General features: G+C 66.6%; 15 protein-coding genes. 4 read left to right on the forward strand and 11 right to left on the reverse strand.

Annotated features, from left to right (window positions below; translation table 11 throughout):
* Positions 1–3: 3 nt before the first annotated feature.
* The gene (locus K3U94_RS15015) at positions 4–1536 is read left to right on the forward strand and encodes a MutS-related protein (protein WP_220694219.1); all 1533 of its coding nucleotides are present in this window, start codon (positions 4–6) and stop codon (positions 1534–1536) included.
* On the forward strand, positions 1533–3101 hold the full coding sequence (locus K3U94_RS15020) for a MutS-related protein (protein ID WP_220694220.1): 1569 nt from the start codon (positions 1533–1535) through the stop codon (positions 3099–3101). Before K3U94_RS15015 ends, K3U94_RS15020 begins: the two co-directional genes overlap by 4 nt.
* On the opposite strand, the gene K3U94_RS15025 is transcribed toward K3U94_RS15020, so the two are convergent.
* The 5 genes from K3U94_RS15025 to rplS all read right to left on the reverse strand — a co-directional run bounded on the left by K3U94_RS15025 (position 3047) and on the right by rplS (position 6007).
* Positions 3047–3712, reverse strand: a complete 666-nt coding sequence (locus K3U94_RS15025) for a GNAT family N-acetyltransferase (protein ID WP_220694221.1) — start codon at positions 3710–3712, stop codon at positions 3047–3049. The genes K3U94_RS15020 and K3U94_RS15025 overlap by 55 nt on opposite strands.
* Positions 3713–3754: 42 nt before the next feature.
* The gene (locus tag K3U94_RS15030) at positions 3755–4060 is read right to left on the reverse strand and encodes a DUF2469 domain-containing protein (RefSeq protein WP_012393608.1); all 306 of its coding nucleotides are present in this window, start codon (positions 4058–4060) and stop codon (positions 3755–3757) included.
* The gene (locus K3U94_RS15035; protein ID WP_220694222.1) at positions 4057–4767 is read right to left on the reverse strand and encodes a ribonuclease HII; all 711 of its coding nucleotides are present in this window, start codon (positions 4765–4767) and stop codon (positions 4057–4059) included. The genes K3U94_RS15030 and K3U94_RS15035 overlap by 4 nt, the downstream gene beginning before the upstream one ends.
* Positions 4768–4770: 3 nt before the next feature.
* Positions 4771–5598 carry a signal peptidase I gene (gene lepB / locus K3U94_RS15040; protein WP_220694223.1) on the reverse strand — a complete coding sequence of 276 codons (828 nt, stop codon included), beginning with the start codon at positions 5596–5598 and terminating at the stop codon, positions 4771–4773.
* A 67-nt stretch (positions 5599–5665) separates the two neighbouring features.
* The gene (gene rplS, locus K3U94_RS15045) at positions 5666–6007 is read right to left on the reverse strand and encodes a 50S ribosomal protein L19 (protein ID WP_024443224.1); all 342 of its coding nucleotides are present in this window, start codon (positions 6005–6007) and stop codon (positions 5666–5668) included.
* A gap of 396 nt (positions 6008–6403) precedes the next feature.
* On the opposite strand from rplS, the gene K3U94_RS15050 reads away from it, so the two are divergent.
* Positions 6404–7303: a serine hydrolase gene (locus K3U94_RS15050; RefSeq protein WP_047319404.1), complete on the forward strand. Its 900-nt coding sequence runs from the start codon at positions 6404–6406 to the stop codon at positions 7301–7303.
* Here K3U94_RS15050 and trmD read toward each other — a convergent pair.
* The 5 genes from trmD to K3U94_RS15075 form a co-directional block, all read right to left on the reverse strand.
* Positions 7300–7986: a tRNA (guanosine(37)-N1)-methyltransferase TrmD gene (trmD, locus tag K3U94_RS15055; RefSeq protein ID WP_220694224.1), complete on the reverse strand. Its 687-nt coding sequence runs from the start codon at positions 7984–7986 to the stop codon at positions 7300–7302. The genes K3U94_RS15050 and trmD overlap by 4 nt on opposite strands.
* 8 nt (positions 7987–7994) lie before the next feature.
* Entirely contained in the window at positions 7995–8516 is a 522-nt protein-coding gene (gene rimM / locus K3U94_RS15060) for a ribosome maturation factor RimM (protein WP_047319272.1), read from the reverse strand.
* An 11-nt stretch (positions 8517–8527) separates the two neighbouring features.
* On the reverse strand, positions 8528–8770 hold the full coding sequence (locus K3U94_RS15065) for an RNA-binding protein (protein WP_019736217.1): 243 nt from the start codon (positions 8768–8770) through the stop codon (positions 8528–8530).
* 8 nt (positions 8771–8778) lie between these two features.
* A complete protein-coding gene (rpsP, locus tag K3U94_RS15070) occupies positions 8779–9291 on the reverse strand; it encodes a 30S ribosomal protein S16 (RefSeq protein WP_220694225.1) in 513 nt (170 codons plus the stop codon).
* A gap of 168 nt (positions 9292–9459) precedes the next feature.
* The gene (locus tag K3U94_RS15075) at positions 9460–9879 is read right to left on the reverse strand and encodes a nuclear transport factor 2 family protein (RefSeq protein WP_220694226.1); all 420 of its coding nucleotides are present in this window, start codon (positions 9877–9879) and stop codon (positions 9460–9462) included.
* A gap of 47 nt (positions 9880–9926) precedes the next feature.
* Between K3U94_RS15075 and K3U94_RS15080 the strand changes: the two genes are divergently transcribed.
* Positions 9927–10796, forward strand: a complete 870-nt coding sequence (locus K3U94_RS15080) for a D-alanyl-D-alanine carboxypeptidase family protein (RefSeq protein ID WP_220694227.1) — start codon at positions 9927–9929, stop codon at positions 10794–10796.
* Positions 10797–10802: 6 nt separating this feature from the next.
* Here K3U94_RS15080 and K3U94_RS15085 read toward each other — a convergent pair whose 3' ends face one another.
* A complete protein-coding gene (locus K3U94_RS15085; RefSeq protein ID WP_220694228.1) occupies positions 10803–11870 on the reverse strand; it encodes an amidohydrolase family protein in 1068 nt (355 codons plus the stop codon).

The following is an 11870-nucleotide window of genomic DNA, read 5'->3' on the forward strand; positions in this document are numbered from 1 at the left end:
TCGATGACAACGTTCAGCAGCATCCTGTTCCCACACGACGCGGCGATCCGGGTCGACGACCCGGCAGCGCCCGGTTGCTGCGCCGATCTGCACCTGGACCAAGTGTTCGACGCGATCGTCGCCGACGCTGACGCTTCGGTGCGGAACTTTTTCTATACACCGCTGCATGACGTCGCGGACGTCGCCTACCGTCACGATGTCTTTCGTGATCTTGAGCAGTCCGAAATACGCTGTTCGGTAAACAATTTCGTAGACACCATGCGCATGGTGCGAGACCGGATCCACCAATCCGAGAATCTGTACCATCCTCTGCAGCAATACGGCTGGTTCGTCTATGCGGTCGAAACCTATTGCAGTGCAGTGCGGAATCTGGCAGCAGACCTCCCGAAGACCCCGCTGACCTCGATCGGACTGCGTGGACTTGCCGAGTACATTGCGCGATACGTCAACACCGGCGCGTTCCAGACACTCGAGCGCGAGGCGCAGGACGTCCAGGAGGAACTTCACCGCGTGAGATATCTCGTCCACATCGACGGCCTGCGAGTGCATGTTGAGAAGTATTCCGGTCAAAGCGATTACAGCGCAGACGTCGCAAGTACCTTCGAGCGGTTCGCGGCCGAATCAATCAAGGACTATCACGTTCGTCTGCCGACGTTCCCCGACATGGATCACGTAGAAGAGCAAGTCCTGGAATGTGTCGCGAAACTGTATCCCGAGTCGTTCGCCCGGCTTCGCGACTTCTGCACCGGCCATGCGGGCTTCGTCGAGCCGGTGATCGCGCGGTTCGCGCGTGAAATTCACTTCTATCTCTGCTATCTCGGCGTTGTTCGTCGACTTGTGGAGGCGGAGCTGACGTTCAACTACCCGCGGGTCACCACCGAACCCGGCATGGTGTCGGTCGAGCACGCCTTCGACCTGGCATTGGCGGTGAAGGCGCTGGACGACAAAACGAGCATTGTGCGCAACAGTTTTCACCTGTCAGGTCCGGAACGGATCTTCGTCGTCACCGGCCCCAATCAGGGCGGCAAGACCACCTTCGCCAGGTCCATCGGACAATGCGCCTACCTGGCGGCGCTGGGTTGTCCGATACCCGGCACCCGCGCCGCGTTGACCCTCCCCGACGAGGTCTACACCCACTTCGAACGGCAGGAAAGCCTGACGACGCTGCACGGCAAACTCGACGACGAACTGGTGCGCATCCACGACATCCTGTCGCGCGCAACCGCCGCGAGCCTGGTGATCATGAACGAGAGCTTCGCCTCCACCACCGTCAACGACGCGTTGCTGATCGGTGCCGAGGTACTGCGGCGCATCATCGATCTGGGATGCGTGACGGTCTACGTCACCTTCCTCGACGAACTGGCCGGCTTCGACCCCGCCTGCGTGAGCATGGTCGGCGAGGTCGCCGCGGACGACCCGACGCAGCGCACATTCCGGTTCACCCGCCGCCCCGCCGACGGACGGGCTTACGCCGCCGCGTTGGCCCGCAAGTACGGGCTCAACCACGACGTTCTACTGCAAAGGATCGCGCGATGAAAGTCAGGCTGCTGGACCCCGACCGCGATTTCGACATGGCGCCCCGGCTGCCGTGGCACCTATCCGAGTTGATCGAAGAGGATTTGGAGTTGCGCCGGTTGTACCGGGCCATGGCGGACGGCGACGCCTTCCTCCTCGATATCGCCGGCAAAGTGCTGCCGTCGATCGTGTCGAACCCCGAAGTCATCCGGTATCGGCAGCAGATTCTGGCCGATTGTCTGGCTAATCATGCTGTCGTGCAAGAGATCTACGACCTTGCCGTCGGTGGGGTCGAGGTACGGCGCAAGGTGTTTCTGGGCGGGATGCTGTTACGCGATCCCCAAGCGGTGCTGCGCCGCTCGGTCCGGATCCTGGAATACCTGGGCAACAGTTTGAGACAGTTGCGCGGGTTGGCGGACCAGCATGCCGATAAGTTTCGTTCGGTGGGGTTTCGGCGCCTGCTGGCGACAGTCGGCAAGCAGCTGTCCGACGACTATCTCCGAGCGCTGGACGAGCAACTGTCCGAACTGCATCTGCCACGTGGCGTGTTGCTCTCCGCCCGGCTTGGGTTGGGCAACAAGGGCGAACAGCACGTGCTGCACCAGCCGCCGCGGCGCACCTGGCGCGACAAACTGGCCGGAGGGCACAGCGGGTGTGGCTTCGTGGTGGATGAGCGCGACGAGGCCGGCGCTCAGGCCCTCACGGAATTGGCCGGACGCGCCGTGAACGACATCGCCAACACCGTCGCGCAGTCCGCCGAGCATGTCGAGCGATTCTTCGGCCGGTTGCGCACCGAATTGGCGTTTTATCTGGGGTGCGCGAACCTGCATGCCCTGCTCGTCCACTCGGGCGTGCCGACCTGCTTTCCGGTCCCGGCCCCCGTCGATGAACAACGCCTGAGCTGTCACGGCCTACGCGACGTCGGTCTGTGCCTGGCCGCCGGTCGTGACGTCACGGGCAACGACATCGACGCGGACGGTAGGTCATTGATCATGGTGACCGGCGCCAACGAAGGCGGAAAGTCGACATTTCTGCGCAGCGTGGGCGTCGCTCAGCTGATGATGCAGGCCGGGATGTTCGTCACCGCGGAGTCGTTCTGCGCCAATGTCCGCGATGGCGTCTTCACCCATTTCAAGCGGGAGGAAGACGCCACCATGGCGCACGGCAAGCTCGACGAGGAGCTGGCCCGGATGAGCGAGATCGCCGAGTACATCGGGGCGAACTCACTGCTGTTGTGTAACGAATCGTTTGCCTCCACCAATGAACGCGAGGGATCGCAGATCGCCCGGGATATCGTGGGCGCCCTGCGCGAGACCGGTGTCAAAGTGGTGTTCGTGACTCACCTCTACGACCTGGCCCACGGCCTGTACGCGATCGGCGATCCGACCAGCCTGTTCCTTCGCGCCGAGCGCCGCTCCGACGGTGTGCGTACCTTCCGGCTTCAGCCCGGCGAGCCCGAACCCACCAGCTACGGCGAAGACTCCTTCCGGCGGGTTTTCGGACTCTCCGCACCCAACGACACGGAACCGGTTCAGCCGGCGTGTGCGCCCGGTGCGCGAACGATCAACGGCACGCCGGGAAAGTAGGCCGCCATCTCGGCACGCGCACGGCGCAACGCGGCGGTGCCGTAGCCCTTCTTGCGGTGTTCGGGATGGATCCAGATCCGCACGTTCACCTCGCCGTGGTTGAGGTCGCCGAAGACCATCCCCACCTTCTGCCCACCGTCGATGGCGACGAACAGGGCCGCGTCCTCGTCCTCGACGCGCGCCAGCGCCGAGCTGATCTCGTCGCCGATGTCGTCGGCGGGTCGGCCGGTCCCGTCGGCGCTGGCGCCGACGTCCGCTGTCCGATCCGCCAAAATGTCTCGGTCCTGTTCACCGGAGAACACCCGAAGCGCCAACGTCTCGCCGGAACTGGCGGGCCGGTCACCGAGGGTGAAGGTCAGCTCGTTGTTCAAGTCGTTGAGCTCATCGGCGATCTTGTCGCGCGACGCCTTGGTGAGCTGATCGAGCGACATTCCGATCACCGCTTCGCAGCCCAGAGGCGAGACGCCGAGCAGGTCCGCGATCGCCTGTACCGCCGAGGCACGGTCGTCGGAATCGACGATCACGTCGAGCACCTCGTGGCGGCGTTCCATGGCCTTGAGCAGGGCATCTGTGATTTCACGGCGGGAGACGGCACGGTCGACAGCGGTCATAGCTGTCAGCCTAGACCGAAGCGGCCCGCACCGGTGCGGTGTTTATTCGGGCAGCCGCAGCTCGGGCTTCTCGACCTCTTCGATGTTGACGTCTTTGAAGGTGACCACCCGCACCTGCTTGACGAATCGGGCCGGGCGGTACATATCCCACACCCAGGCATCGGCCAACCGAAGCTCGAAATACACCTCACCGTCGGCGTTGCGTGGCACCATCTCCACGCTGTTGGCCAGGTAGAAGCGCCGTTCGGTCTCCACGACGTAACTGAACTGCCCCACGATGTCCTTGTATTCGCGGTACAGCGAGAGTTCCATCTCGGTTTCGTACTTCTCGAGATCTTCGGCACTCATCTGCTCAGCCGTCCTTCTGTTCGGTTCGTCCCCATTGTCCCAGTCACCGCCGCGCCCATCGCCACGCTGCGCACGTTGATAAACGAGAAGCGATGCTGGCTGCACGGCCCCAAGGCGGCCAGGGCCGCGGTGTGTGCCGCGGTGCAGTAACCCTTGTGCACCGCGAAGCCATAGCCGGGGTGATCGGCGTCCAGGGTCGCCATGTAGCGGTCCCGACTGACCTTGGCCAGCACGCTCGCCGCGGCGATGCACGCCGCCGCCCCGTCGCCGCCGATCACCGGAAGCGAGGGCATCGGCAGTCCCGGCACCCGGAACCCGTCGGAGAGCACATATCCCGGCCGCAGCGCCAAACCCGCCACCGCACGCCGCATGCCCTCGATGTTGGCTGCGTGCACCCCGCGTACATCAACGTCGGCGGGCTCGATGAACACCACGTGGTAGGCCAGTGCGTGCCGGCGGATCACCGGGAACAGCTCCTCGCGGGCCTTCTCGGTGAGCTTCTTGGAGTCGTCGAGCGCAGCCAGAGCCGCGGGTTTGCCCGGTCCGAGCACACAGGCGGCCACCACCAGTGGTCCGGCACAGGCGCCGCGACCGACCTCGTCGACGCCGGCGACCGGTCCGAGCCCGCTGCGGTACAGCGCCGACTCCAGAGTGCGCAGCCCCGGTGAGCGACGGATCACCGTGCGCGGCGGCCAGACCGGGGCCATCGCCTAAGGCCCCTGCTCGGCCATCTTCTGGGGATTTACCGATTTTACCGGTCCCCAGCGCGACGGCGGCCATGCGATGAACCTGGTCTTGCCGATCACGTTGGCCACCGGCACCGTGCCGGCATCCACATCTTCTCCGGTGCACAGGATTCGGTGCTGCAGGTCCGGCTGGACCTGCACGGAGTCGCAGTGCGCGCGCGAGTCCGACGAATGGGTGCGGTTGTCACCCATCACCCACAGCCGTCCCTGCGGCACGGTCACCGGACCGAACTCGTTGCCGAGGCAGGGATAGACCATCGGGTCGACCATCAGGGTGGCCGGGTTCAGGTAGGGCTCGTGCAGCGGCTTGCCGTCGACGGTCAGGCCGGTGTCGTTACGGCACTGAACCGTCTGACCGCCTACCGCGATGACCCGCTTGACCAAGTCGTTCTCGTCGGGAGGAACGAACCCGATGAACGACAGGGCGTTTTGCACCCAGCGCACCGGTGTGTTGGTCGACCGGATCGACTTGTAGCCCACATTCCACGACGGGGGGCCGCGGAAGACGACGACATCGCCGGGCTGCGGTGCGCCGAACCGGTAAGTGACCTTGTCCACCATGATCCGGTCGCCGACACAGCCGTGGCAGCCGTGCAACGTCGGCTCCATCGACTCCGACGGAATCAGGTACGGACGTGCCACGAACGTCAGCATCAGGTAGTAGAGCACCAGTGCGATCGCGATCAGCACGGCCGACTCGCGCAGCGTGGTGTGCTTGCCGTGCTCGGCTGTCTCGGCCGTCTCGGCTGCCTCGGGGGAACTCTCGGGTGACGAGCCCGTGGTTTCGGTCACGAGATCAGGGTAATGACCGCGTCAGCGGTACCGGGGACCGACCGGATAAAGCCCGGCGCGGGCAAGGTCAGCGCTTTTCCTTGATCTTGGCCTTCTTGCCGCGCAGCTCACGCAGGTAGTACAGCTTGGCGCGCCGAACGTCGCCGCGGACCACGACATCGATGTGGTCGACGTTGGGCGAGTGCACCGGGAAGGTCCGCTCCACGCCGACGCCGTAGCTCTCCTTGCGGACGGTGAACGTCTCGCGAACGCCGCCGCCCTGGCGGCGGATGACCACACCCTTGAACACCTGGATGCGCTCCTTGGAGCCCTCGATCACCTTCACGTGCACGTTGACCGTGTCGCCGGGGGCGAAGGCCGGGATGTCGTCGCGCAGCGACGCCTTGTCGACGATGTCCAGCGTGTTCATTGCGGAAACACTTCCTCGCGGGTCGCGGCTGCGGGCCAACCGGCACGCGTTGTGAGCGTGCAGACGGCTACCGAGCCGATGGGTTCGGGCATGTTGTCGCGCTGTGCGGTGACCGGGACGCCAGGACCCCGCTGCAATATCAACTGCCGGGCGACAACTGCTCAATTGTGCCAGACGCAGCGCAACCAGTGAAATCGCGCAAATCGCCGCTGGTCGTTCCACGCCGGACGCCGCCGCCATGATAAGTCTGGAAGCGACCGAACTGCGCAATCCGTAGGTCCACGCGGTAACCTATCCGGCGGGCCGATGGCAGCAGTGTGGCGAGCCCGTAACCCCATGTCGGTGCAATTACGCGACTGATACCTGTTGAGGAGGCCACCCGCCGTGCGGCCATCGATGCTTCTGCTGACCATCGTCATGGTGATCTCGACGGTGGTATTCGGCTGCGACGAGAAGGTCTACGGCGCTGCTGCCACCGCACGGCCGGCGCAATACCGCACCCCCGAGGTGACGCCGGTGGCCACGGCGATCGAGGCTCCCCGGGCGCCGGCGATTCAGCCGGCCGCAGTGGTCGACGGGCTCGCGGCGCGCATGCAGGAAGCCACCGATGAGGCCGCCAAGGTCGGTGCCAACATTTCGGTCGCCGTGCTGGACCGGATCTCGCACCAGCTGATCACCAACGGCAACACCCGGCCGATCGCCACCGCCTCGGTGGCCAAGCTGTTCATCGCCGACGACCTGTTGCTTCGCCAAGCCGACGGCAGCCTGTCGGCCGACGACCGGGCTGCGCTGGATTCCATGCTGCGCGCGTCTGACGACGGGGCGGCCGAAACGTTCTGGAACCAGAACGGCCGCAATGCGATCATCACTCGGGTCGCCGGCCGCTACGGCCTGGCCGGCACCTCGCCGCCGTCGAACGGTGCCTGGTGGAACACCATCAGCACCGCACCGGACCTGGCGCGCTACTACGACATGTTGCTCAACGGCTCCGGCGGTCTGCCGCCCGCCCAGGCCAGCGTCATCCTCAACAACCTCGCGCTGTCCACCCCGAGCGGCCTCGACGGCTACCCGCAGCGATTCGGGATCCCGGAGGGCTTGTACGACGAGCCGGTGGCGGTGAAGCAGGGCTGGATGTGCTGCATCGGCAACAACTGGATGCACCTGTCGACCGGTGTGATCGGGGCAGATCGTCGCTACATCGTCGTGATCGAGTCGCTGCAGCCCAGCGACGACGCCACCGCGCGCACCACCATCACCGAGGCCGTCAAGACCATCTTCCCCGGCGGGCGGGTCTAGTCCAGCAGATCCGGGCGGCGTTCGCGGGTCCGCTCGAGCGCAGCCTCGTGCCGCCAGGCGTTGATCCGGGCGTGGTCACCGGAGAGCAGCACCTCGGGCACATCCAGGCCGCGCCAGCTCGGCGGCCGGGTGTAGCTCGGCCCCTCCAGCAGCCCGTCGCGGTCCGGGGAATGCGAATCGTCCCGTTGCGACGCCGGATTACCGAGCACACCGGGCATGAGCCGCAGCACCGCCTCCAGCATCACCAGGACCGCGGGCTCGCCACCGGCAAGCACATAGTCACCGATCGACACCTCTTCGACCCGCATCCGCCGCGCGGCGTCGTCGGCCACCCGCTGATCGATGCCCTCATAACGGCCGCAGGCGAACACCAGGTGCTGCTCGATGCTCCAGCGCTGCGCGGTGGCCTGGTCGAACAGGGTTCCCGCCGGGGTCGGGACGATCAGAACGGTCCGCTCCGAACAGATTTCGTCCAGCGCTTCACCCCAGACCGGCGCCTTCATGACCATCCCGGGGCCGCCGCCGTAGGGCGAGTCGTCGACCGAGCGGTGCACATCGTGGGTCCAGCGCCGTAGGTCGTGGACCTCGAACTCGACCATCCCGGATTCGATCGCCTTGCCGGGCAGTGACTGACGGATCGGAGCCAGGTAGTCGGGAAAGATCGTGACGACATCGATTCTCATGCCGCGTTTTACCCGTCCAGCTCCAGCAGCCCGTCGGGAGGTTCGATCACCACGGTGCCCTCGGCCAGCGACACCGACGGCACGAACGCGGCGACGAACGGCACCAACAGTTCCCGGCCGTCGGTCCGCTTGATCGCGAGCAGCTCCCCGGCGGCGGTGTGCAGCACCTCGGTCACGGCGCCGATCTCCTCCCCCGCCACCGTGCGCACCTGCAGACCCTCGAGTTGATGGTCGTAGTAGGTGTCGGGCTCGGTGATCGGCGGCAGTTCTGCGGAATCGACGACGAAAACGCTGCCGCGTAATGCGTCGGCACCGTCGCGGTCATCCACTCCGGCTAACCGCACCAACAGGCGCGCACCGTGCGGGCGGGCACCCTCGACGACGTAGTCGCGTTGCGGCGCACCGGATTTACGGGCGTGCAGCGTGGCACCCGGCGCGAACCGGAGTTCGGGATCGTCGGTACGGACATCGACGACGAGCTCGCCGCTGATGCCGTGGGCTTTGACCACGCGCCCGACCGTCAGCTCCATGAGCCGGCCGACTACCGGTCGGTGTCCACCACGTCCACGCGGATGCCGCGTCCGCCGATACCGGCGACGAGGGTGCGCAACGCAGTGGCGGTGCGACCGCCGCGGCCGATCACCTTGCCCAGGTCGTCGGGGTGCACGTGCACCTCGACGGTGCGGCCACGGCGGTTGGTCACCATGTCGACCCGTACGTCATCGGGGTTGTCGACGATGCCGCGCACCAAGTGCTCGACAGCGTCTGCCACCACGGCACTCATGGCCGCGATCAGCTCTCGGTGGCCGGCTCGGCGGCCTCAGCAGCGGGAGCTTCAGCAGCGGCGTCCTCGGCGGGAGCCTCGGCCTTTTCGTCGGCGGCTTCTTCTTTGGCCGCCTGCTCAGTCTTTTTCGCCGGCGCCTTCTTCTTCTTGGCGGTGGTGGCTTCGGTGGTCGGACCGCCCTCGGCCGCGGCCAGCGCGGCGTTGAACAGCTCCAGCTTGCTCGGCTTGGCGGGCTTGACCTTCAGCCGCCCCTCGGCGCCGGGCAGGCCCTTGAACTTCTGCCAGTCACCGGTGATCTTCAGCAGCTTGAGGACCGGCTCGGTGGGCTGGGCGCCGACCGACAGCCAGTACTGGGCCCGCTCCGAGTCGATCTCGATCAGGCTCGGCTCTTCCTTCGGGTGGTAGCGGCCGATGACCTCGATCGAGCGGCCGTCCCGGCGGGTGCGCGCGTCAGCAACCGCGATGCGGTACTGCGGATTGCGGATCTTGCCGAGCCGGGTGAGCTTGATCTTGACAGCCATGAATTACTCCTGGGGTAGCACGCTGCAATTCAGCGACGGGGGCGGGTTTGCCCCCATCCGGTTTTGCCTCGCATGTTGCGCCGTGGGACCGCACGCCCTCAAAGGGCACAGTCACGCGGCGGACAGCCGCCCATTGTGCCAGAACCGGGCCGGTCAGCTGAAATCGCCTCAGGGCAGCTTCTCGAAGCACTTGATCTCACAGCGCCGGCTCATCCGCCAGCCGTCGGCGGTGCGGACGAACTCGTCGTCGTACCACAGGCCCAGCAGCATGGTGGCGGGCTTATCCCCGCCGAACACCATCGGGTTGAAACAGAAGGTGCGCGCGGTGGCCGTGTCGCCGTCCACCCGGATCGACGGCAGCCCCAGCATGTGGGCGTAACCCGCGAAATTCGGCAGCACCTCCGCCAGCCACGCCTTGACCTCCGGGAAGCGCCCGTCGATACCGCCCATCGCGCGGTAGTCAATGTACGCATCGCCGGTGAACACCGCGTCGAGACCGTCGAAGTTGTGGGTGTCGATCGCGGTGGAGTAGTCGACCAGCAGCTGCTGGATCTGCCACTGGTCGAAGATCTCCTGTTGGCTGAGCATTCCTCGATTCAACACTGCAGCGGTAAGGGGCGGTAGGCTAAGCCGCCATGCGGAAAACCTTGGCCGCAATCGCGGCTCTCGCGACCATGTTCGCCTCCCCCGCCCTGACTGCCCACGCCGATGCAGCCCAGCCCCTCGGCTCGGCACCGATCCCAGCAGGGCCGGCGCCCAACTGGCTGATCGCCGACCTGGACTCCGGGCAGATCCTCGCCGAGCAGAACGGCTACGCCGCGACTCCGCCGGCCAGCACCATCAAGGTGCTGCTGGCGCTGGTGGCGCTCGACGAGCTGAACCTCGACGACGCCGTGGTCGCCACCCCGGCCGACACCCAGGTGGAGTGCAACTGTGTCGGGGTCAAGGCCGGCCACAGCTACACCGCGCGTGAGCTCCTGGAGGGCCTGCTGCTGGTGTCGGGCAATGACGCCGCCAACGCGCTGGCGGACATGCTGGGCGGGCCCGAAGCGGCGGTCGCGAAGATGAACGCCAAGGCGAGTGAGGTCGGTGCGACCGACACTCATGCCAGCACACCGTCCGGGCTGGACGGTCCGGGTGGCCCCGGCGCGACCACCCCGCACGACCTGGCGGCCATCTTCCGGGCGGCGATGGCCAACCCGGTGTTCGCCGAAATCACCGCGCAGCCGGCGGCGACGTTCCCCACCGATTCCGGGGAGCGTCCGATCGTGAACATGAACGAGCTGCTGGCCCGCTACCCGGGGGCGTTCGGCGGCAAGACCGGCTTTACCGACGCCGCCCGCAAGACCTACGTCGGCGGGGCGGCCCGCGACGGCCGGCGGCTGGTGGTCGCGATGATGTACGGGCTCATCCGCGAAGGCGGGCCGAACTACTGGGATCAGGCGAGCGCTCTGCTGGACTGGGGCTTCGCGCAGGGCCCGACGTCGGGTGTCGGCAGCCTGTAACCGCAGCTAGTACACGCGGCCGCGCAGCATCACCAGGTCGGGACGCCCCAGCACCTCGGGGCCGCTGCGCGGGTCGTCGGCGAAACACACCAGGTCGGCCGGAGCGCCGTGCTCCAGCACCGGTGCGCCCAACCAGCGCCGGGCATCCCAGCAGGCCGCACCCAGCGCCTCGGTCCGGCTGAGGCCCACCCCGGACAGCGCGTCGACCTCGTCGGCGATGCGGCCGTGGGCCACCATGCCACCGGCATCGGTGCCGGCATAGATCGGCACGCCGGCTTCCCGAGCAGCACCGATCCGCGACCGACAGGTGGCGTGCAACGCGCGCATGTGCGCCGCGTAGGTCGGGTACTTGGCAGCCGACTCGGCGATACCGGGGAAGTTGTCGATGTTGATCAGCGTCGGCACCAGGGCCGTGCCGTTGGCCAGCATCAGCTCGATGATGTCGTCGGTGATGCCGGTGCCGTGCTCGATGCAGTCGATACCGGCGTTGATCAGACCGGGCAGTGCGTCCTCGCCGAAGACGTGCGCGGTGACCCGGGCGCCGTTGGCGTGCGCGGCGTCGATGGCCGACTTCAACACCTCATCGGACCACAGCGGCGCCAGGTCACCGATGCCCCGGTCGATCCAGTCCCCCACCAGCTTCACCCAGCCGTCGCCGCGACGGGCTTGGGCCGCAACGGCTTCCGGCAGTTGCGTCTCGTCGTCGACGTCGATCGGCAGCCCGGGGATGTAGCGCTTGGTGCGGGCCAGGTGCTGTCCGGCGCGGATGATGCGCGGCAGGTCGGCACGGTCGTCGATACCCCGGGTGTCGACCGGTGAGCCCGCGTCACGGATCAGCAGGACCCCGGCGCGACGTTCGGTCTCGGCCTGGCGCACCGCCTCGTCGACGTCTACCGGACCTCCGGGCCCGATTCCCACGTGGCAGTGCGCGTCGACCAGGCCCGGGATGATCCAACCATCGGAGAAGACGGTCTCAGCGCCGTCGACCGGCTCGAGGCTGATGGCGCCGTCAACGATCCAGTAGTCGACGGGCTGTTCATCGGGCAGCCCGCGGCCGGAAACGTGGAGCGCCAA

The organism is Mycolicibacter heraklionensis (assembly GCF_019645815.1).
In the GTDB taxonomy this organism is placed as follows: Bacteria; Actinomycetota; Actinomycetes; order Mycobacteriales; family Mycobacteriaceae; genus Mycobacterium; species Mycobacterium heraklionense.